This is a genomic window from Rothia sp. 11254D007BW, assembly GCF_053548195.1.
Genome location: NZ_JBPWPK010000001.1, coordinates 2375478 through 2395174, shown reverse-complemented (window position 1 = coordinate 2395174; position 19697 = coordinate 2375478). Strand labels below are relative to the sequence as shown.

General features: G+C 60.3%; 21 protein-coding genes and 1 tRNA gene. 10 read left to right on the top strand and 12 right to left on the bottom strand.

The window, feature by feature from the left end; genetic code table 11:
• The 3 genes from nusG to ACEE43_RS10875 all read right to left on the bottom strand — a co-directional run.
• A partial coding sequence (nusG, locus tag ACEE43_RS10885) for a transcription termination/antitermination protein NusG (protein WP_449122317.1) occupies positions 1 to 665 on the bottom strand: 665 nt, incomplete at its 3' end.
• A 101-nt stretch (positions 666 to 766) separates the two neighbouring features.
• A complete protein-coding gene (secE, locus tag ACEE43_RS10880; RefSeq protein ID WP_237194772.1) occupies positions 767 to 1030 on the bottom strand; it encodes a preprotein translocase subunit SecE in 264 nt (87 codons plus the stop codon).
• 75 nt (positions 1031 to 1105) lie between these two features.
• Positions 1106 to 1178: transfer RNA gene (locus ACEE43_RS10875), tRNA-Trp, on the bottom strand.
• Between the two features lie 249 nt (positions 1179 to 1427).
• On the opposite strand from ACEE43_RS10875, the gene ACEE43_RS10870 reads away from it, so the two are divergent.
• Positions 1428 to 2630 (top strand): pyridoxal phosphate-dependent aminotransferase, encoded by a 1203-nt coding sequence (locus tag ACEE43_RS10870; protein ID WP_237237124.1) that lies wholly within the window; start codon positions 1428 to 1430, stop codon positions 2628 to 2630.
• A gap of 393 nt (positions 2631 to 3023) precedes the next feature.
• Entirely contained in the window at positions 3024 to 4055 is a 1032-nt protein-coding gene (locus ACEE43_RS10865) for a 6-phosphofructokinase (protein ID WP_237184882.1), read from the top strand.
• Between the two features lie 122 nt (positions 4056 to 4177).
• Here ACEE43_RS10865 and ygfZ read toward each other — a convergent pair whose 3' ends face one another.
• From ygfZ to ACEE43_RS10850, 3 genes are all read right to left on the bottom strand, one after another.
• Positions 4178 to 5320, bottom strand: coding sequence for a CAF17-like 4Fe-4S cluster assembly/insertion protein YgfZ (gene ygfZ, locus ACEE43_RS10860; RefSeq protein WP_449107426.1), 1143 nt, complete (start codon positions 5318 to 5320; stop codon positions 4178 to 4180).
• Positions 5317 to 5985 carry an FABP family protein gene (locus ACEE43_RS10855; protein ID WP_449107425.1) on the bottom strand — a complete coding sequence of 223 codons (669 nt, stop codon included), beginning with the start codon at positions 5983 to 5985 and terminating at the stop codon, positions 5317 to 5319. Before ACEE43_RS10855 ends, ygfZ begins: the two co-directional genes overlap by 4 nt.
• A gap of 403 nt (positions 5986 to 6388) precedes the next feature.
• Positions 6389 to 7141, bottom strand: a complete 753-nt coding sequence (locus ACEE43_RS10850) for a hypothetical protein (protein ID WP_449107424.1) — start codon at positions 7139 to 7141, stop codon at positions 6389 to 6391.
• A gap of 149 nt (positions 7142 to 7290) precedes the next feature.
• Between ACEE43_RS10850 and ACEE43_RS10845 the strand changes: the two genes are divergently transcribed.
• From ACEE43_RS10845 to ACEE43_RS10820, 6 genes are all read left to right on the top strand, one after another.
• Positions 7291 to 7977, top strand: a complete 687-nt coding sequence (locus ACEE43_RS10845) for a response regulator transcription factor (protein WP_449107423.1) — start codon at positions 7291 to 7293, stop codon at positions 7975 to 7977.
• A gap of 35 nt (positions 7978 to 8012) precedes the next feature.
• Complete coding sequence (gene mshD / locus ACEE43_RS10840; protein WP_449107422.1) at positions 8013 to 8984, top strand: mycothiol synthase; 972 nt, start codon at positions 8013 to 8015, stop codon at positions 8982 to 8984.
• Positions 8985 to 9019: 35 nt separating this feature from the next.
• Positions 9020 to 11248: an RNA degradosome polyphosphate kinase gene (locus ACEE43_RS10835; protein WP_449107421.1), complete on the top strand. Its 2229-nt coding sequence runs from the start codon at positions 9020 to 9022 to the stop codon at positions 11246 to 11248.
• A 126-nt stretch (positions 11249 to 11374) separates the two neighbouring features.
• The gene (locus tag ACEE43_RS10830) at positions 11375 to 12376 is read left to right on the top strand and encodes an NUDIX hydrolase (RefSeq protein WP_449107420.1); all 1002 of its coding nucleotides are present in this window, start codon (positions 11375 to 11377) and stop codon (positions 12374 to 12376) included.
• A gap of 7 nt (positions 12377 to 12383) precedes the next feature.
• Positions 12384 to 13205 (top strand): thymidylate synthase, encoded by an 822-nt coding sequence (locus ACEE43_RS10825; protein WP_449107419.1) that lies wholly within the window; start codon positions 12384 to 12386, stop codon positions 13203 to 13205.
• Positions 13206 to 13225: 20 nt separating this feature from the next.
• Positions 13226 to 13852: a dihydrofolate reductase gene (locus ACEE43_RS10820; protein WP_449107418.1), complete on the top strand. Its 627-nt coding sequence runs from the start codon at positions 13226 to 13228 to the stop codon at positions 13850 to 13852.
• On the opposite strand, the gene ACEE43_RS10815 is transcribed toward ACEE43_RS10820, so the two are convergent.
• Both ACEE43_RS10815 and ACEE43_RS10810 read right to left on the bottom strand, forming a co-directional pair.
• Positions 13840 to 15126: a HipA domain-containing protein gene (locus ACEE43_RS10815; protein ID WP_237236791.1), complete on the bottom strand. Its 1287-nt coding sequence runs from the start codon at positions 15124 to 15126 to the stop codon at positions 13840 to 13842. The two genes, ACEE43_RS10820 and ACEE43_RS10815, sit on opposite strands and share 13 nt — an antisense overlap.
• Entirely contained in the window at positions 15123 to 15362 is a 240-nt protein-coding gene (locus tag ACEE43_RS10810; protein ID WP_237184912.1) for a helix-turn-helix domain-containing protein, read from the bottom strand. The genes ACEE43_RS10815 and ACEE43_RS10810 overlap by 4 nt, the downstream gene beginning before the upstream one ends.
• Positions 15363 to 15502: 140 nt before the next feature.
• On the opposite strand from ACEE43_RS10810, the gene asd reads away from it, so the two are divergent.
• Together asd and ACEE43_RS10800 are read left to right on the top strand one after the other, a co-directional pair.
• Positions 15503 to 16642 carry an aspartate-semialdehyde dehydrogenase gene (asd, locus tag ACEE43_RS10805; RefSeq protein WP_449107417.1) on the top strand — a complete coding sequence of 380 codons (1140 nt, stop codon included), beginning with the start codon at positions 15503 to 15505 and terminating at the stop codon, positions 16640 to 16642.
• Positions 16643 to 16651: 9 nt separating this feature from the next.
• A complete protein-coding gene (locus ACEE43_RS10800; protein ID WP_449107416.1) occupies positions 16652 to 17077 on the top strand; it encodes a GntR family transcriptional regulator in 426 nt (141 codons plus the stop codon).
• Here ACEE43_RS10800 and ACEE43_RS10795 read toward each other — a convergent pair.
• Genes ACEE43_RS10795 through ACEE43_RS10780 form a run of 4 tightly spaced genes read right to left on the bottom strand, consistent with a single transcriptional unit; the run spans position 17074 to position 19682 of the window.
• Positions 17074 to 17631 carry a PIN domain-containing protein gene (locus ACEE43_RS10795; RefSeq protein ID WP_272878566.1) on the bottom strand — a complete coding sequence of 186 codons (558 nt, stop codon included), beginning with the start codon at positions 17629 to 17631 and terminating at the stop codon, positions 17074 to 17076. The two genes, ACEE43_RS10800 and ACEE43_RS10795, sit on opposite strands and share 4 nt — an antisense overlap.
• Positions 17631 to 18140 (bottom strand): helix-turn-helix domain-containing protein, encoded by a 510-nt coding sequence (locus ACEE43_RS10790; RefSeq protein WP_449107415.1) that lies wholly within the window; start codon positions 18138 to 18140, stop codon positions 17631 to 17633. The genes ACEE43_RS10795 and ACEE43_RS10790 overlap by 1 nt, the downstream gene beginning before the upstream one ends.
• Positions 18141 to 18176: 36 nt before the next feature.
• Positions 18177 to 18578 carry a PGPGW domain-containing protein gene (locus ACEE43_RS10785; protein WP_449107414.1) on the bottom strand — a complete coding sequence of 134 codons (402 nt, stop codon included), beginning with the start codon at positions 18576 to 18578 and terminating at the stop codon, positions 18177 to 18179.
• A 12-nt stretch (positions 18579 to 18590) separates the two neighbouring features.
• Positions 18591 to 19682 (bottom strand): UDP-N-acetylmuramate dehydrogenase, encoded by a 1092-nt coding sequence (locus ACEE43_RS10780; protein ID WP_237241562.1) that lies wholly within the window; start codon positions 19680 to 19682, stop codon positions 18591 to 18593.
• Positions 19683 to 19697 lie beyond the last annotated feature (15 nt).

The window sequence follows — 19697 nt, the reverse complement described above, 5'->3', positions numbered from 1 at the left end:
GCTGCGGCGTTGATCTCTGAGATAGTTGCGGGCATGCCCTCGAAGGGGCCTTCCTTAACGGTGACGGCCTCGCCAATCTCAAAGCCGGTCTCAACAGCGGGAGCAGCCTTGGGAGCGGCGCCTGCTTCTGCCTGCTCAGCTTCAAAGACGGGAGCCAGCATGTCGACAACCTCATCGAGGCGCAGGGGAACCGGGTTGTAGGCGTCCTGCCCAACGAAGCCGGTCACACCGGGGGTGTGGCGCACAACGCCCCAGCTCTCGTCGGTCAGGTTCATACGCACCAGAGCGTAGCCGGGGACGCGCACACGGCGAACCAACTTCTTGGTGGTGTTCTTGACTTCCATGACCTCTTCCATGGGGACCTGAACCTCGAAGATGTCATCTTCAGCGTTCATGGTCTGAGCACGGGATTCGAGGTTAGCCTTGACCTTGTTCTCGTAGCCAGCGTAGGTGTGAATGACGAACCATTCACCTTCCTGGCGGCGCAGCTTAGCCTTGAACTCTTCGAGAGGGTCAACGGCGGGCTCGCCAGCTTCTTCAGCTTCAGTGACTTCTTCGACGACCTCAGCGGCTGCTACTTCAACAGCCTCGTGGCCCTCTTCGGTTGCCTGCTCTGCAGGTTCTACGACCTCTTCGGTTTCAGGTGCAACTTCCTGCTCGGACACGCTTTCCTGCTTTCGTCATTGGGGTTTACTTGAAGGCGCGCACGCCCTACATACACAAAAGATTCTACGGGTTAGGCCGCCGTCGGCCTAGCTTCGTGCTTCTAGTTGATGCCGTTACCAAAAATCCAGAAGGCTCCCTGACCGAAAACGTAATCTAGGCCCGAGATGAAGAGCATCATAAAAGCAACGAAGAAAAGAACAATAATCACATACTGCACCAGTTCTTTACCGGTGGGAGTGGTGACTTTTTTGAGTTCTGCGATAACTTCGCGTAAGAACTGGAAAATGCGGCCGAAGAAGCCCAGCTTCTTCTCTGCGCCTGGTTCTTCAGAATCGGCGGTCCTGGCGGCGATTGATTTAGCCATGGTAGGCCCGCCCCTTTCTAGACTCATCATGAACATGAACTGTTCGATTGACAAATAAACCTGTGAGGCTTGAAGCAGGGCGGACAGGACTCGAACCTGCAACCTGCGGTTTTGGAGACCGCTGCTCTACCAATTGAGCCACCGCCCTTTGAAGGTTATCCCTTCAAGGAGGCTTGAGACCCTTGCGGGCACAAACCTAAAGCTGTTCGGTTGCGAACAACGTTATCTACTGTAGAACATATTTTTTGCTTTGGCAATTTGGTGCGCGCCAGCCCCTCTTCAGGCTCCCGCCCACCCTATGATTTAAGGGGTAGGTGCCAGCCGCCGCGCTGGCGTCCGCACCCTTTTTGCCATAACCCAACGGTCCTGCCCGCAGGACGGAAGCGAGAACCTCCCCATGACTGCCCGCGTATCACGCCGCATTGGCGCTATCGCCCCCTCGGCCACCCTCGTCGTTGACGCTAAAGCTAAGGCCCTCAAGGCGCAAGGACGCCCGGTTATCGGCTTTGGTGCGGGCGAGCCCGACTTCCCCACCCCCGACTACATTGTGGACGCCGCCCGCAAGGCTCTTGAGGACCCCGCCAACTTCCGCTACACCCAGGCCGCGGGCCTGCCCGCCCTCAAGCAGGCGATCGTTGAGAAGACCAAGCGTGACTCCGGCATCGATATCGACGCCTCCCAGGTTATCGTGACCAACGGCGGCAAGCAGGCTGTCTACCAGGCCTTTGCCACCGTCATTGACGAGGGCGACGACGTGCTGCTGCCCGCCCCCTACTGGACCACTTACCCCGAGGCTATCCGCCTGGCTGGCGGCAACCCCATCGAGGTCTTCGCGGGAGCCGACAAGGAATACAAGGTCACCCCCGACATGCTGGAGGCAGCCTACACCCCCGCCACCAAGGCTCTGATTTTTGTGTCCCCCTCTAACCCCACCGGTGCGGTCTACACCCCCGAAGAAACCAAGGCTATTGGCGAGTGGGCACTAGAGAAGGGCATCATCGTGCTCACCGACGAAATCTACGAGCACCTCACCTACGACGGCGTACCCTTCACTTCCATCGTCAAGGCTGTGCCCGCCCTGGCTGAGAACACCGTCATTCTCAACGGTGTTGCCAAGACCTACGCCATGACCGGCTGGCGCGTGGGCTGGATGATTGCCCCCGCCGACATCACCAAGGCGGCAACCAACCTGCAGTCGCACATGACCTCCAACGTCAACAACATCGCCCAGCTAGCGGCACTTGAAGCTGTTTCGGGCTCCCTCGACGCCGTCAACGAGATGCATAAGGCCTTCGACCGCCGCCGCAAGACCATCGTTGAGGGGCTTAACGCTATCGAGGGCGTCCACTGCCCCACCCCCAAGGGCGCCTTCTACGCCTACGCCGACGTCACCGGCCTGCTGGGCAAGACCATTGCGGGTAAGACCCCGCAGACCTCCGCTGAGCTTGCCGAAATCATCCTGGAAGAGGCTGAAGTAGCGGTTGTTCCCGGTGAGGCTTTTGGCCCCTCCGGCTACCTGCGTCTGTCATACGCCCTGGGCGATGAAGATCTCGCCGAAGGCCTTGCCCGCATGCAGAAGCTGCTGGCAACCGCAAAGTAGTTTGCCTGATTCGGGTACGCAGGACGCCCCTTTGCCGACTAACCTTCTTGCTGGTTCGCTCTGGCTCGCAAGCTCGCCAGATTCACGCCGAGATTATTTTCCTCGCGCGCTCGGAATCTCGACGCTCATCGACTGCAATTCATGCCAGCCCCAGCCAGTCGGCGCCAGGGGCGTCCTGCGTACCTACTACCTCACCCGACATAAAGTCATCACTGACTCTAACGGCGAGGTTGAAAACATACAGCGCAACCTACCCCACAGCTACCCAACGCAATCCCTCTTTACTACAATAGAAACCAACAAAGACCCACACTTTGGACTGCCTAAACGGGCAAAAACCCAACAGGGTCACCACCATCATTCCCCACCAGGAATAACACAAGGAGTTTCTCCATGAAGATCGGTCTGCTCACCTCCGGCGGCGACTGCCCCGGCCTGAACGCTGTTATCCGTGGCGCTGTGCTCAATGGCGTCAAGACCTACGGCGACGAGTTCGTTGGCTTCCGCGACGGCTGGCGCGGTGTTGTTGAGGGCGACTTCATGGATCTGCCCCGCACCAAGGTTCGCGGCCTGGCCCGTACCGGCGGCACCATCCTGGGGACCTCCCGCACCAACCCCTTCGACGGCCCCAAGGGCGGCCCCGAGAACATCGAGATCATGATGGAGCGCAACGGTATCGACGCTATTGTCGCTATCGGCGGCGAGGGTACCCTGGCTGGTGCTAAGCGCCTGGCTGACGCGGGTCTGCCCGTGGTTGGTGTTCCCAAGACCATTGATAACGACCTGCAGGCAACCGACTACACCTTCGGTTTCGACACCGCGGTTTCTATCGCAACCGATGCTCTGGACCGCCTGCGCACCACCGGCGAGTCCCACCACCGTGCCATGGTCGCTGAGGTCATGGGCCGTCACGTTGGTTGGATTGCCCTGCACTCCGGTATGTCCGGCGGCGCTCACGCTATTCTGATTCCCGAGGTTAAGGTCTCGATGGAAGAGGTTTCTGGCTGGGTCAAGGAAGTTCACGACCGCGGCCGCTCCCCCCTGATTGTTGTTGCTGAGGGCTTCATCCCCGAGGGCTTCGACGATGTGATGGCTGGTAAGGGCCAGGAGAAGGACGGCCGCCCCCGCCTGGGCGGTATCGGCGACTGGGTTGCGCAGGAGATTGAGCGCATCACCGGCATTGAAACCCGTAACACCACCCTGGGTCATATCCAGCGCGGTGGCGCCCCCACCGGCTTTGACCGTGTGCTCTCCACCCGCCTGGGCATTCAGGTTGTCGACATGATTCACGACAAGGAGTGGGGCAAGATGGTTGCCCTGCAGGGCACCGAAATTAAGCGCGTTGACTTTGCTGAGGCCCTTAACGGCCTGAAGACCGTTCCGGTCCACCGCTACGAAGAGGCTAAGGTTCTCTTCGGCCGCTAGGCCACACGCCTCATACTAGAAATGACTGCCTCCCCAAGGATTCTTGGGGAGGCAGTCATTTTTATGGGCACTTGTTTTACCGTTTCTGTGCCGTATCTACCGTGGTGTGGGCTCAGAGAACTCTAGCGCAGAAAGTCCCCCATGTTCCGGCGTCCTGCCACCTGGCCGGCGTCCGGAGCAACAATCACGGTCTGGGTGGCGGCGTACTGGCTGGTTGCGGGGTTGCCGTCGGCGTCCGTATCTCCCCCGTCCACCACGCGCAGGGTGGCGGCGGGGTCAACCGAGCGTTTCAGGACGGCCAGGGCAATAGGCCCAGCCTCGTGGTGCAGGGCCACCGAGGTCACGGTGCCCACCTTCTTCTCGCCGTTCATCACGGCAGAACCGGCAGCGGGCAGGGTGTGCTCGGAGCCGTCCAGGTCGAGGAAGGTCAGGCGGCGGGGCGGGTGCCCCAGGTTGTGCACGCGGGCCACGGTCTCCTGGCCCTTGTAGCAGCCCTTCTCCAGGTGCACGGCGGTACGGAGCAGGTCGAGCTCGTGGGGGATGGTCTTCTCATCGGAGTCCACGCCCACGCGCGGGCGCCAGGCCTCAATGCGCAGGGCTTCAGCAGCCCAGGAACCGGCCAGCTGGGCTCCTTCGACCGCATCGAGCAGGCGGTGGGCGGGCACGATGGTCAGGTAGCGGCGGTAGGCGGACGCCGGGTGCTCGTCTTCCCCAGCGGACGCGTAGGTGTAGCCCCCGGGGGCAATGCCGGCGCCCCAGGGGTCAGTCCAGACGATGCCGCCTGCCAGCACGGCATCCGCGCCCTCAGCCTCGCGCGGGTCAAGGGTGGACCCCAGCACCGCGTGGGTTTCGGTGCGGTCGGTAATCTCAACGCGCAGCATGAACTTCATGCGGTTCAAATACTCGGCCAGGGGCGCAGCCTGGTCTCGTTCGGTGATCAGCCAGACCGCGCCGTCCTTCTCCACAGCGAAAGCAGAGAACTCGATACGGCCCTGCGGGGTCAGCAGAAGAAGCTCGGTGGAGCTCCCCTCCCCCAGCCCGGCTAGGACCTGGCTTGAGAGGGTGGTCAGCCAGCTCAGGCGGTCCTCGCCCGCAACCGTCACCACGCCCAGGTTGGAGTGGTCAACCAGGGCAAGCCGGGTACGGCGGGCCAGGGCCCGCTGCTCAGCAACCGGGTCGCCGTAGTGGGCAGCGACCCCGGCGTCCGCCCCGGACGCCGCAAAGGCGCCCGGGCGAGACAGCAGGGGGCTACGGTAGGCAGTCACTGCTGGTCACCTGTAAGGTTTTCGCCGCCGAACATGGTGGTGCCCAGATCTTCACCGGTCATGGACGAGGTCTTACGCAGCTCAGCCGAAGCGTGCTTCTCAAGCTTGCGGGTTTCGGGGTTAGCGGTTTCCCAGTCCCACATGAGGTTGCCGTTGACCAGGCCCCAGAGGCGTACGGAACCGGCATAGTCCTTAGTGATGTCGTCCTTGAGCATGTTGCCGGTCTGCATACGCACCACCGGGCCCTTAATCATGCCCACATAGTTTTCGGTCAGGCCACCGGGGTGGGCGATGGTGGCCAGCAGGTTGAAGCCGCCGTCCTCGTTGCGCAGGGACTCAACGGACTCAGCATCCTGGTGCACAGGAACCACATCAGCAGGCACCAGACCAGGGCCGACGTCGCCGTCCACCTGAGGGCGGTCAATCTGCCAGAAGCCGGTCTCAACAGTGATGGTGCGCAGCTTCTGGCCCTGGTCATCGAGCAGGAAGCTCTCGGCGCGGTATTCAATGAAGGGCAGGCCGTCCTGGCTGAAGGTAATAATCTGCCCGAAGGGAGTTGATTCTGAGCCCTCATACCAGAGGGAGCCGGTACCCTCCCAGGTGCCCAGCAGCCAGGAGAAGGGCACGAGTTCGGGGGTGAGGTTGGTGGGAATTTCAATAGCCATACACACCAGTGTAGTGCGGGAGAAGTGCGGGCGACAGAGGCGTCCCTCTGACGACTAACCTTCTTGCTGGTTCGCTCTGGCTCACAAGCTCGCCAGATTCACGCCGAGATTATTTTCCTCGCGCGCTCGGAATCTCGACGCTCATCGACTGCAATTCATGCCAGCCCCAGCCAGTCGTCTGCCGGGGCGCCCCCGCTGCTCCCTTCACCTTAGGTGCCCGAAATATAAAGAAAACCGGCCCGCGCGCTACAGTGCGCGGGGCCGGTGTCTAAGCCTGTGGGTTACTTACTTCTGGCCGCGGAAGAGGCCGGTGAGTACAAAACCGATGCAGGTGAAGATAGCCAGACCTGCCAGGCCCAGAAGGACGAGGAAGAAAATTTCAAGTGCAAGAATACTCATACCGCTACACTACCATGCGAGTGAGGAAAGTCGCACATACATAGGCGATGACTCCGATAAATGCTACGGGTGTTACGCCCAGGGTAACGGCGCCGCGGCGGGGCCCTTCCTTGGGGCCTGCCGAGACAACCCGGATGCCGATAAGCCCCAGCAGCAGGCCGACGGCCAGGCCGATGGTGATGACGGGGTAGGCGGTTTCAACGTCCCTGGCTAGGATGGCTAGCCCCACCCAGCCTGCTACCGATACCGAGGCGAGCACACCCGAGACGCAGCTAATGACCGACTCCAGGCGCCCCACAGCGCCTTCGCCGCGGGCTAGTTCTGCCATGAAGCTTGCGACCACGCCCACCGCTGCGATAGCGGGCAGGAAGGCCAGGGGGGAACTGCCGGGGTTGAGCCAGGAGTAGAGCAAGGAGGCTACGCCCGATATCAGCACGATGACGGAGTGAGAGGTGATGCGGCGGCGGCCGCGTAGTTCGGCGATGCCGGTAGCTGCGGGCCAGCCGCCGGCGATGAGAAGGACGGCGCCCAACCCGGCGAGTGCTGCGAGGTCAGGTGAGATAGCTGCGGTGATGACCAAGGCTATGAGGGTGATGAGGGCTGAGAGTGCCACCAGTGTGTAGCGAGAACGGCGGGTTGTGCCGATACGCCCGATGGGCCCTTCGTAGACAGTTTTTTGGCGGGCTCGCCGTAGCTTGGTGAGTTCAGGTACGAAGGTGCGAATGGCACGGGTGTGGGTAGGCTCTTTGGTAGTCACGGGGGCGTTTCATCTTACTGTGTGGTGTACCGGGTGTGTGGGTGCCGGCGTCCTTCTTATCTTCCCGTATTACGAACCTGTTTATCAACGTCTGTACCCTGCGTTTTATACTGAGGGTTGAGTTGACCTGTTCTAGGGAGTGGTGGAGCGTGCTGCATATTGTCGTATTGAGTGATTCTGCGACCGATGGCGCCGACGTCGCTCAGTCGCTGGGTCTTTTAGCCCATCAGCTGTCTGTTCTCCCCCTGGGTGCTGCCCCCTCACTGATTCAGGCTTCTGGGCCGAACGTGGTCTTGGTGGATGCCCGCGACCAGCTGGTGGCTGCCCGTAATTGTGCCCAGCTGTTGAAGGGCTCGGGTTTTTCTGTTCCGCTGCTGATGGTCCTGACCGAGGGCGGTATGGCGGCGGTGGCTCCCCACTGGATGGTGGACGATATTGTGCTTGAGTCGGTGGGTCCTGCCGAGCTTGAGGCCCGTCTGCGTCTTTTGACCTCGCATGTCGCTGAGGAGTCTGAGCCTGAGAGCACGGTGATTCGGGCCGGTGGTATCACGGTCGATGAGGCCTCGTATTCGGCGCGTTTGCAGGGGTCGCCCCTGAACCTGACCTATAAAGAGTTTGAGTTGCTGAAGTTTTTGGTGCAGCACCCCGGGCGGGTTTTTACGCGTGCCCAGCTTCTCTCTGAGGTATGGGGTTATGACTACTACGGTGGTACACGCACGGTTGATGTGCATATTCGCCGTCTGCGGTCGAAACTGGGCCCTGACCATGAGCAGTTGATTACGACGGTTCGCAATGTGGGGTATAGCTTTAACTCGGCGCGGTCGGATTCTAGGTAGGCTTAGAGGAGCTGCGATGTGTGTAGGAGGCGCGTGTGGTCTATGAAATTGTTTCACCCAAGGTTTCGGGTGTTGTGCTAGCTGATTTTGAGCGGTTGGCTGAGCTGGCCCGGCGGCAGGACGGCGCCTCCCCCTTCTCTGAGCAGACCTTTGTTGAGCTGCGCAAGGCAGCTGCGGGGGCGGACGCCGGTGTGCGGCTTTTTGAGGCCCGGCAGGCTGGTGCACCCCTAGGTTTCGCCGCCCTGGTGAGGGAGGGCGAGCTCTGGGTGCTGGAGGCCGCTGTCGCTCCCGAGGCCCGTGGCCAGGGCCTTGGCTCGCCCCTGATAGGCGCGGCGGTTGAGGCTGCCGGTGACGAGCCGCTTCGGGCCTGGGTACACGGTGGTTCTGATACATCTAGCCCTGCCCTGCAGGCGGCAACCCATCTGGCCGATAAGCTGGGCTGGCGCCCTGGCCGCGAACTCTACAAGCTGGGTCTGGCCCTGACCGACGAGGCGCGGGCGAGCGTCCGCGCCGATGCCCAGGCCCGCCCCCTCCCCGCTGGCCTAGCGCTGACCACCTACACCCCCGACCGGGCTGAGGCCTGGGTGCAGGTCAATGCCCAGGCCTTTGCCCACCACCCCGAGCAGGGGCGCCTAACCCTCGATGACCTTGCGGCCCGCACCGACTCGGACTGGTTCCGGGCAGAAGGGTTCTTCCTGGCGGTAGAACAGGACGGGCAGCTGGCAGGCTTCCACTGGACCAAGATTCCTACCGGCCAGGGCGAGCGCCCCGAAGGGGAAGTCTACGCGGTAGGCATCGCGCCCGCCTGGCAGGGTAAGGGGCTGGGTAAGGCCCTGACCCTAGCCGGCATGGCCTACCTAGCCGATGCTACCGACAAGTCCGGCACCCCCCTTGACCGCATCGTCCTCTACGTCGATGCCGACAACACCGCCGCTGTAGCCCTCTACCGCTCCCTCGGCTTTACCCCCCTCACCATCGACCGACAGTACGCACCTGCCCACCCCTAATCTTTACCACCACCCCTCGTATTGAAAGGCACACCATGACCACCACACCGGCAGAAACCCCGGCCCACCCCCATATCAACGGCGATATTAACAAGCTCGAACGCGCCGAAACCCGCGTAGACCGTATCGACGTGGGCGAAAAAATCAAGCAGCCCAACCTCGAAGGCGATTTCGGCAGCGACCGCTTCCTTGACCGCGAAATCAGCTGGCTCGAGTTCAATACCCGAGTGCTCGAACTGGCAGAAGATCCCAACCTTTACCTGCTAGAGCGCCTGAACTTCCTCTCCATCGTCACCAGCAACCTGGACGAGTTCTTCATGGTGCGCGTGGCCGGCCTCAAGCGCCGTATTGCCACCGGCATCGCCGTGCCCTCAGCAGCCGGGCTCTCACCCGAAGAGCAGATGGAAGAAATCTCCGAGGCCGCCCACGCCCTGCAGGAGCGCCAGTACCGTGTCTTCCATGAGCAGGTCTACCCCGAACTGGAAAAGGAAAACATCCGTATCGTCGGCTGGGCAGACCTCTCCTCCGCAGAGCAGGAGCGCCTCTCCCGTTTCTTCCGCGCCGAGCTCTTCCCCGTACTCACTCCCCTGGCTGTTGACCCGGCCCACCCCTTCCCCTACATTTCTGGCCTGTCACTCAACCTGGCCGTCATCGTCCGCAACCCCCAGACCGGCAAGGAGCTCTTCGCCCGCCTCAAGGTGCCCGAAGCCATCGAGCGCATGGTGGCCGTTGACGGCGCCCGCGCGGTCAAGTCCTCCTCGGGCGAGGTCCGCTTCATCCCCCTTGAGGTCATTATCGCCGAGCATCTCGACATGCTCTTCCCCGGCATGGAGGTCGTGGAGCACCACGCCTTCCGCGTGACTCGCAACGAGGATCTTGAAGTTGAAGAAGACGACGCTGAGAACCTGCTCAAGGCCCTAGAAACCGAGCTGCTGCGCCGCCGCTTCGGCCCCCCGGTGCGTCTGGAGGTTGAAGACACCATCAACCCCACCATCCTTGACCTGCTCGTTTCAGAGCTGCGCATCGACGAGCACGAGGTCTACAAGCTCCCCGCTCCCCTCGATTTGCGCGGCCTGTCCGATATCGCCAAGACCAACCGTCCGGCCCTGCACTACCCCAAGCACATCGCCCACACCTCCCGCTGGCTCAACGCCAACGAGACCTCCAAGGCAGCCGACGTCTTTACCGCAACCCGCGACCACGACGTCCTGCTGCACCACCCCTACGACTCCTTCGCCACCAGCGTGCAGGCCTTCCTGGAGCAGGCCGCGGCCGACCCGGCCGTCCTCGCCATTAAGCAGACCCTCTACCGTACCTCCGGTGACTCCCCCATCGTGGACGCCCTCATTGAGGCAGCCGAAGCCGGCAAGCAGGTGCTGGCCCTGGTTGAGATTAAGGCCCGCTTCGACGAAGAGGCCAACATCAACTGGGCCCGCAAGCTCGAACGCGCGGGCGTGCACGTAGTCTACGGCATCGTGGGCCTCAAGACCCACTGCAAGCTCTCCCTGGTCGTGCGCAAAGAGGCAGACGGGCTGCGCCGCTACTGCCACATCGGCACCGGTAACTACCACCCCTCCACCGCCCGCTTCTACGAGGATCTCGGTCTCATCACCTGCGACCCGCAAATCGGTGAGGACGTCTCCCGCCTCTTCAACCAGCTCTCCGGCTACGCCCCGAAGACCACCTACAAGCAGCTGCTGGTTGCCCCCCGCTCCCTGCGTTCGGGCCTGATTGACAACATCAACAAGGAAATCGAGCACAAGCGCGCGGGCCACACCGCCAAGATCCAGATTAAGTGCAACTCCATGGTCGATGAGGCCATCATCGACTCCCTCTACCGCGCCTCCCAGGCAGGGGTTGAGGTCAACGTGGTCGTTCGCGGTATCTGTGCCCTGCGCCCCGGCGTCCCCGGCCTCTCCGAGAACATCAAGGTGCGCTCAGTCCTGGGCCGCTTCCTTGAGCACTCCCGCGTCTTCACCTTCGAGAACGCCGGCAACCCCAAGGTCTACATCGGTTCAGCAGACATGATGCACCGCAACCTCGACCGCCGTGTTGAAGCCCTGGTGCATGTGAAGGCAGAAGCCCACATCAAGTACCTGCTCGATATGTTCGACAACTACCTCTCAGAGAAAACCAGCAACTGGCACCTGGCAGCCGACGGCACCTGGGAACGCCACCACCTGGCAGCCGACGGCTCCCCCCTGCGCGATGTGCAGGCCTACTACCTGGCTAGCCGCGACCAGAAACGCAACAAGCGAGCCTAAGCCGGGCGCAGACGTCCGCGCCTTGCCCACCGCTCACAGCTAAGGGGCATAGAATGTCCTTGGGTTAACATTCGGTTAACTCAAGGACATTCTCAATGCCCGCCCACCCCCCACGGAGCTTCCCACATGCCGCACACCGAGACCTTCTACGCCGCCCACACCCACGACGGAGCGCTCTCGCTCAGCCGGGGCCCCCACAACCGGGCAGCTGTCAACGCAGCAGGCGCCATCATCTGGCGCTGGCACCACGACCAGGTGCAGGTCCTCATCATCCACCGCCCCCGCTACGATGACTGGTCCTGGCCCAAGGGCAAGCAGGACCCCGGCGAAACCCTGCCCGAAACCGCCATCCGGGAAATCCGCGAAGAGGTCGGGCTCAACGTCACCCTCGGCGCCCCTCTGGCGGTGACCGCCTACGAGGTCAAGGGCAAGCCCAAGGAGGTCTACTACTGGGCAGCCGAAGCACCCGCCGGGCAAAAAGCCGTTGCTGACGAGGGCGAAGTGGACGAGCTGCGCTGGGTCACCCCCAAACAGGCCCGCACCATGCTCACCAACGCCACCGACAAAGAGCCCCTCGACGCCCTGCTGGCCCTGGCCCACGCGCAGAACCTGCGCACCCGCCCGGTGATTATCGTCCGCCACGCCAAGGCCAAACCGCGCGCCAGCTGGGCCGGGGCCGAAGGCGAGCGCTCACTTGCGGCTACCGGCAAGCGCCAGGCTCTGGCGGTAGGACGCCTGCTGGAGGCCTGGCAGCCCGAACGCATCATTTCCTCCCCCTGGGTGCGCTGCATGCAGACGGTCTACCCCTATTCGAAGGCCTCTGGCATTTCCATCAAGGAGAAGCGGGCTCTGACCGAAGCCCACCATGCCCGGGCGCCCAAGCACGCCCGTAAGGTGGTCGAGTCCCTCTTTGAGAAGCGGGATAAGTCGGTCATACTCTGCACCCACCGCCCGGTGCTGCCCACCGTCCTTGAGGTTCTGGGCGAGCACCTGAATAAGCAGCTACGCCCCCATCTGCCCGTGCATGACCCTTACCTCAAGCCCGGGGAGATGTGGGTCTTGCAGGTGTCTGTGGCCCACCCCAAGACCGTGGTGTCGCTGGAACAAATTAAGCCTTTTGACGATTAAAGAAGATATGACTGTTATTCCTACCCCCTACGAAGACCTGCTGCGCGAGATTATGGCGACCGGCGATGAGAAAGCCGACCGCACCGGCACCGGCACCAAGAGCGTCTTCGGCCGTCAGATGCGCTTTGACTTATCTGAGAGTTTTCCGCTGATCACCACCAAGAAGGTGCACTTCAAGTCGGTGGTTATTGAGCTGCTCTGGTTCCTGCGCGGGGAGTCCAACGTACGCTGGCTGCAGGAACGCGGCGTGACTATCTGGGATGAGTGGGCGGACGAGGACGGCGAACTGGGCCCGGTCTACGGGGTGCAGTGGCGCTCCTGGCCGGCCGGTGACGGGCAGACCATCGATCAGATTGCCAAGGTGCTTGACTCGCTCAAGAACAACCCCGACTCCCGCCGTCATATTGTCTCTGCTTGGAACCCGGCTGAGGTTGACGACATGGCGCTGCCGCCCTGCCATGCCCTCTTCCAGTTCTACGTGAAGACCCGGGAGGACGGCCAGAAGGAGCTCTCCTGCCAGCTCTACCAGCGGTCTGCCGATATGTTCCTGGGCGTGCCCTTCAACATTGCCTCCTATGCCCTGCTGACCCAGCTGATTGCTGAAGAGGTGGGTATGGTGCCCGGTGAGTTTGTCTGGACCGGCGGGGATTGCCACATCTACTCTAACCACTACGAGCAGGTCACCGAGCAGCTGTCGCGCGAGCCCTACCCCTACCCGCGCCTGCGCATTAAGAATAAGAAGCCCTCAATTTTTGACTACGAGTTTGAGGACTTTGAACTGGTAGATTACCGCCATCACCCCCTCATTAAGGCCCCGATTGCGGTCTAGGTACGGGCACAGCTATGAGTATGAAGGGTAAAGAAGATTCCGTATCGCAATCTCTGCCGGAGCTAGCGGCCATCTGGGCTCAGGCAAGTAACGGGGTGATTGGCCGCGACGGCGATATGCCCTGGTACGCCCCCGAAGATTTAGCCCACTTCAAGGCAGCCACACTAGGAGCCCCGGTCATGATGGGTCGGGTGACCTGGGAGTCCTTCCCGCCCCGCTTCCGGCCCCTACCGGGGCGGCTCAATCTTGTGATTACGCGTTCTGTCTCGCAGGTTGAAGAGAAGGACGGGGCCGTCTGGGTTCCTTCCCTCGATGCGGCTTTGGGGGCGGCGCAGAGTTTAGCTCCGGACGCCCCCACCTACTGGGTCATTGGCGGCGGCTCCCTCTACGCCGAGGCCCTGAGCCGCACCGACCTACCCGGAGTAGCGGGTGGGCAGGTAACCCGGGTGGAGCGCACCCTCTTTGAGGCTGAGATTCCAGGGGATACCTACGCCCCCGAGCTGGGGGCCGACTGGGCTGCAGAAGCCGAGGGCGCACCCGTCCGCTCAGATCGGGGCTATGCACTGACCGCCACCGGTGTGAAGCTCCCTCTCACCATACGGTTCCAGACCCTGCGCAAGACAAAGGCAGCAGGTCAGCGCCAATAGTTTGAAACAAAACGGGCAGGGGAAAGCCGCCCCAGACCGTCCACAATTTTGGCGGCTGCATCTTCCAAACCGTGCTCTTTACCTGTTTCCTCAAAAGCCTCTGGCAGGTAGCTAAGAATCTCTTCTACGAGCTCTTGGGCCCGTTGCCTCGGCAAGCCTAAACGCTGTCCCTCAAACACTAAACCTTCGTCAGAAATCTGAGTAAATCTATAGTTTTTCTTAATTCCCATTGGAAAATAAGCCAAGCTTTCATCCCCGATATGTGCAGCAGCAGAAATCAAATCGTACAACGGGGCAAGCTCACTCCCGCTCTCCCGATGCACCAAAGAATAGTTCTTGGCATGAGCATCTGTACCAACTACGCCTACGTTGAACACCAAGCCTTTAAAGAAGTCCTCTTGAAGACGTAAGCGATCCCCCGGCTTAGTTTTTTGGCGGAACAGTTGGCCTATCTCCCCAGCTCCAGGGCCACCATCACGATGCTGATACTTCTTCTCAGGCGGTATACCCAGTGCTTGCAACAGGTCTTCCTGGTGTACCCGGCGAACAGCATCGTCAAGGATATAACGGTCGTAGCGGGGAACAATAACCGCTGTTAAGCTACTTGTTCTACTCCGCCACAGTTCAGGATCAACAGCATTAAGCCCGCATTTAACGGCTACCTTCATTGTCAAGAACTCAGCAATATCGATATTCTCAACAAAATAATTATCTTCTGTTTTAACAGGCTTAATGATGTGGGTAGTGGCGATACCTGTTCCCGGCTGGACCCATTTACCCTCATGATTTCTGGTCAGTGATAGCTTTGGCTGGGCTCCTGCCACGCTAAATCGAAAAGCTTCAGAAGCAATCAGCGTTTTCCCGCGATAAAGCTCTCTACTTTCTTCTAGTAGTTGTTCAAAATCTGTTTCATTCAGCACGGGTTGCTGAGAAAGGTTAGCTCTCTGTGCGTCGCTACTGCCCTTGCCCGGCGGTAAAAGCTGAAGAGCGCCTGCAACGTCTTGCCCGTAGCGCTCAAGTAAACCAAAAATGGATCCTGCTGATACCCCTGCCGCACGCGCCATATTTTCTAAAGCTTGAGCATTATCGGGTAAAAGGCCTTTAAGGAACGGTAGCGCTACTTTATTTTTATGCGTCCGGTTTCGTTCAGGCATAGACAGGGAAAGGGGCACCGAACTTTCATATCCTGGGGAATAGGCAAAAGTGATTTGCCCATTTTTCTCCATGAATGTGCCACACAGTTCACCATCTAGGTAGGCATTGAGTTCGCTCATGATGCGGCCTTTACTTGAAGCTCTAGGTTTAAAGCCCAAAAAGCATCTAGTACCTTATAGAGCTCAACCGTTGGCTTACCTTGTTCAAGGTCAATGTACCATTTGCGGGATACGCCAATCTTGGCGGCCACTTCTTTTTGAGTAAGACCGAGCTCTTCTCGGCGGAGACGGACGACTTCCCCCACTTCTCCAGTGATGTGCAGGGTTCGTATACCGGTGGCATCTTGCTGTGTCATACCGCAAGTGTAACCGAACGACCACTTTTCCTAAAGTAATCATACGGTTACTTTAAGTAAAGTCACCGTACGATTACACTTTCTCTCACCATACGGTTCCAGACCCTGCGCCGGGAGCTCGTAAAAGCTAGACTGAAACCATGACTTTTACATCTGGTGATTCCGTAGGCTTTGTTGGTTACCGTGGCATGGTCGGCTCCGTGCTCATGAAGCGCATGCTCGAAGAAGGTGACTTCGAGGGTATCAACCCGGTCTTCTTCTCCACTTCCCAGGCCGGTTCAGCAGCCCCCACCTTCGGCGGGGCGCTGGAAGAGTCCACTCTCAAGGACGCCCACGATATCGACGAGCTCGCCAAGCTGCCCGTCATCGTGACCGCCCAGGGTGGCGACTACACCAAGGCAGTACACACCCAGCTGCGTGAGCGCGGCTGGAGCGGTCTCTGGATTGACGCCGCCTCAACCCTGCGCATGAACGATGACGCCGTCATCGTGCTTGACCCCATCAACCGTGACGTCATTGACCGCGGTCTGGAGTCAGGGGTTAAGGACTTCATCGGCGGTAACTGCACGGTCTCCTGCCTGCTCATGGGCCTGGGCGGCCTGTGGAAGCAGGGCCTGGTTGAGTGGGGCACCTCCATGACCTACCAGGCAGCCTCCGGTGGCGGCGCCCGCCACATGCGTGAGGTACTCAAGCAGTTCGGCGATATCAACGGCTACGTAGCAACCGAGCTGGACGACCCCGCGTCCGCCATCCTTGAGATCGACCGCAAGGTGCTGGAACTCCAGCGCTCCGGCGACCTCGACACCACCCAGTTCGGCGTTCCGCTAGCAGGTTCACTGATTCCCTGGATTGACTCTGACCTGGGCAACGGCCAGTCCCGCGAAGAGTGGAAGGCCGAGGCTGAGTCCAACAAGATTCTGGGCCTTGAGGGTGATGACCGCGTGGTTCTTGACGGCCTGTGTGTGCGTATCGCAACCATGCGCTCCCACTCTCAGGCTCTGACCCTGAAGCTCAAGGAAGACCTGACCGTTGAGGAAATCGAGAAGATTATCGATAAGGACAACGAGTGGTCAAAGGTTATCCCCAACACCAAGGACGCCACCGTCGAGGGGCTGACTCCCGTTGCGGCGTCCGGCACCCTGGATATCCCGGTGGGCCGCATCCGCAAGCTCAACATGGGCCCCCAGTACATCTCTGCTTTCACCGTGGGTGACCAGCTGCTGTGGGGCGCCGCAGAACCCGTGCGCCGCATGCTGAAGATTGCGACCGGCACCCTTTAGACTGGTGCTATGACCAAGAACGAGATGCCCCCGACTCACGACTCCCACGAGGAGCTGTGCGGGGGCATTCGTGCTTTAAATTTTAGGGTTGATAAGGGGTCGGACGTCCCGCCCTACTCCCAGCTGCGGCGGGCTATTATTGCGGCACGGGCTTCCGGCGCTCTGGCTGCCGGTGACCGGCTACCGCCCATGCGGGCGCTGGCTGCCGAAACAGGTCTTGCAGTAAACACGGTGGCGAAGGCCTACAAGGAGCTGGAAGCCGCCGGCGCCATTGAAACGCACGGCCGGGCAGGGTCCTTTATTACGGCCCTCGACTCAACCGCGCACAAGGCGCAGACCCTGACCGAAAAGTACATTACAGCCATGCGCAAACTGGGCTTTGAAGACCAGCAGATCCACGAGACTCTGGATCATATGCTGGGGTTCGAAAGCTAGAACCCATTAGACTCAAGAGTCTCTGCAAACCTCACCAGCCCAATTTTTCTCAACCCCACCAGATACTCCGTGTGAGTTACCTCTGGGTTCTTCATGTCTCGCACAATGTCTTCAGCAATTTGTTTGATTCTCTGCGGGTTCAGTGCAAACCGGTCGCAGAGAAAATCATCTGGATGAACGGCCCTCACATCAAATGGAGCTAAAGTCTCTTCAGGGAAGTCTTTCAGATTAAAAGTAACGATAAAGTCAGCACGAGCTCGAACTGCTGCTGCTAAAACATGGCGATCTTTAGGGTCGTTACCCATCTGATGTATCAGCGATTCATACTCACAAACTTCTGCATCTGGGAAGTATTTCTGCATATTTCTCACGCGCTTCTCAGCCTGCCCAGGCGTTCGCATGAACGCTGTCTGCAAGTTGCGTTCTACTTCCTCTAGAATCCCATGCGACCAGAGGGGCCTGTACTCTTTTGCATCTGCTAGGCGCAGAAGTAAGTCGCACGTTGGCATCGGTAGCAGTACACATGCATCGAGAACAGCAGATAGCCCAGACATTAAGATTTTCCTGACGGAATGCGAGTCTGCGCAAAGCTTGGAGGTAGGTCAAAGTAGCTACCGTCTGCTGATGATTCTTGCGTTTGTTCTTGGAGGAAAGCTTTACGCTCTCTTCGCTCTTTCTCTTCATACTGAATCAAGTCTGCGAGAAGCACACGGCGATGGCGGCCAACAGTAGTATAGGGAATATCACCAGATTCGAGAATTTTTACGAGTGTTGGACGAGATATTTGGAGATAATCAGCAGCTTGCTGAGTGGTGAGCTTGGTATCGGTAGGGGTAATCGAAACAGCCTTGTTATGGGCTAAGGCATCAACGATGGTTGTTAGTGTGTCATATATGGGGAAGGGAATGACCTGTTTTTTACCATCTGGCGATAGCAGCGCAGGCTGAGCCCCCTCACCTTCAGTAGAAGCGCTGTGCAAAAAAGAAAAAAGTAGTTCTAAGTCTGCTTCATGGAAGGTGGAGGGTTCAAGAATGGAACGCTGATTATGCTGGGTGACGGTCATACCACCACTATAGCACTATTCGAAATATTCGAAATATTATGATGTTTGCCTGTAGTGGCAGCCCGTTGGGCAGTAGTGGCTGCGGTTGCTGCGGCTGGCCCAGCGGGCGGCGGTGCGACGGCGGTGGGCTCGGTGCCGCTTAGCCTCTATCTGCCGCCAGATGTTCAGCACCTTAGCTTTCGCCCACACGTTCAGGCGGTGGGCCCAGTGGAATTCGGTACCCCACAGGCTCATGCCCATGAAGATGAAAAGCCAGCCGGGGCCGGGCGTCACCAGCATGATAATGCCGGCGACGATGCACAAAAAACCTAGCCCGATGATGAGCAGGCGGTAGAGCAGGAGCAGGGCGGCGTGCCGCCCCATGAAGGCGCGGAAGCGCTCCATACGCCGGTGTAGGCGTCCGCCCTGCCCGCTCTCGATTTCTTTCTCTAGGCTCATGGCGCCCCTGCGTTAGAGAGTGAACCCAACGACCACAGGCTCAGGGACCAGGCGCACCCCGAAGCTTTCCTCGACCCCGGCTCGCACAGCGCGGGCGATAGCCGCGATATCGGCGGTCGAGGCGCCACCGCGGTTGGTGATAGCCAGGGTGTGCTTGGTAGAAAGCGACGCTCTGCCGCCGGCAAGCTCAGCGGCCTCGCCCTCAAGGCCGAAGCCCTTATCGAACCCGGCGTGCTGGATCAGCCAGGCGGCAGAGAGCTTGACCATGCCGTCCAGGGGTTCACCGGCGGGGGTGGTTGCCGGGTAGCGGGGGGCGTCCTCGGGGAGCTGGGCTGCGACGTCCTGCCCCACGATGGGGTTGGTGAAGAAGGAGCCGGTGGAGTAGGTATCGCGGTCGGCAGCGTCCAGCACCATGCCCTTGCCGGCGCGCAGGCGCAGCACGGTTTCGCGCACCAGGCGGGAGTCGGCGCGCTCCCCCACCTCAACACCCAGCTGGCGAGCCAGCTCAGCGTAGCGGACGGGGGCGGACTGGGAGCCGTGCGGCAGCTGGAAGTCTACGGTCAGCACCACATAGCGGGGAGACCCGTTGACGGTGGACTGCTTAAGGATCGAGTCGCGGTAGGCGAACTTCAAGTCGGCGTTAGCGAAGGTCTTGTAGCCGCCGGTTTCGCGGTCCCAGGTGCGAACCGAGGCGATGGTGTGGGCGACCTCAGAGCCGTAGGCCCCCACGTTCTGCACGGGGGTGGCACCCACGGTGCCGGGAATACCGGAGAGGGCCTCGATACCGGAGAGCTCGTTCTCTACGGCGTAGGCTACCAGGTCGTCCCAGGTGTGGCCGGCTTGCACGCGCAGGGTGGTGCCACCGCAGGCGTAGTCGCTCACGGTTTCAATACCGGTTGAAGCGATGTGCACCACTGCCCCGTCAAAGCCCTCATCGGCTACCAGCAGGTTAGAGCCCCCGCCCACCACCAGCAGGTCTTCTCCTGCACGGTCGGCGGCGGTTACGGCATCAATAATTTCCTGCTCGCTGGTGGCCTCAACGAAGAGACGGGCGGGGCCGCCCACAGCGGCAGTGGTCAGTTCACTTAAAAGCTTGTCAGTCACGGTGCCTATTCTACC

Coding starts and splice junctions, on each gene's coding strand:
- ACEE43_RS10790 (WP_449107415.1), bottom strand. CDS start 18,140: ATGACCGTCACCCAGCATAATCAGCGTTCCATTCTTGAACCCTCCACC.
- ACEE43_RS10800 (WP_449107416.1), top strand. CDS start 16,652: ATGACCAAGAACGAGATGCCCCCGACTCACGACTCCCACGAGGAGCTG.
- ACEE43_RS10830 (WP_449107420.1), top strand. CDS start 11,375: ATGCCGCACACCGAGACCTTCTACGCCGCCCACACCCACGACGGAGCG.
- ACEE43_RS10785 (WP_449107414.1), bottom strand. CDS start 18,578: ATGAGCCTAGAGAAAGAAATCGAGAGCGGGCAGGGCGGACGCCTACAC.
- asd (WP_449107417.1), top strand. CDS start 15,503: ATGACTTTTACATCTGGTGATTCCGTAGGCTTTGTTGGTTACCGTGGC.
- ACEE43_RS10815 (WP_237236791.1), bottom strand. CDS start 15,126: ATGAGCGAACTCAATGCCTACCTAGATGGTGAACTGTGTGGCACATTC.
- secE (WP_237194772.1), bottom strand. CDS start 1,030: ATGGCTAAATCAATCGCCGCCAGGACCGCCGATTCTGAAGAACCAGGC.
- ACEE43_RS10810 (WP_237184912.1), bottom strand. CDS start 15,362: ATGACACAGCAAGATGCCACCGGTATACGAACCCTGCACATCACTGGA.
- ACEE43_RS10870 (WP_237237124.1), top strand. CDS start 1,428: ATGACTGCCCGCGTATCACGCCGCATTGGCGCTATCGCCCCCTCGGCC.
- ACEE43_RS10865 (WP_237184882.1), top strand. CDS start 3,024: ATGAAGATCGGTCTGCTCACCTCCGGCGGCGACTGCCCCGGCCTGAAC.
- ACEE43_RS10820 (WP_449107418.1), top strand. CDS start 13,226: ATGAAGGGTAAAGAAGATTCCGTATCGCAATCTCTGCCGGAGCTAGCG.
- ACEE43_RS10835 (WP_449107421.1), top strand. CDS start 9,020: ATGACCACCACACCGGCAGAAACCCCGGCCCACCCCCATATCAACGGC.
- ACEE43_RS10825 (WP_449107419.1), top strand. CDS start 12,384: ATGACTGTTATTCCTACCCCCTACGAAGACCTGCTGCGCGAGATTATG.
- ACEE43_RS10795 (WP_272878566.1), bottom strand. CDS start 17,631: ATGTCTGGGCTATCTGCTGTTCTCGATGCATGTGTACTGCTACCGATG.
- ACEE43_RS10855 (WP_449107425.1), bottom strand. CDS start 5,985: ATGGCTATTGAAATTCCCACCAACCTCACCCCCGAACTCGTGCCCTTC.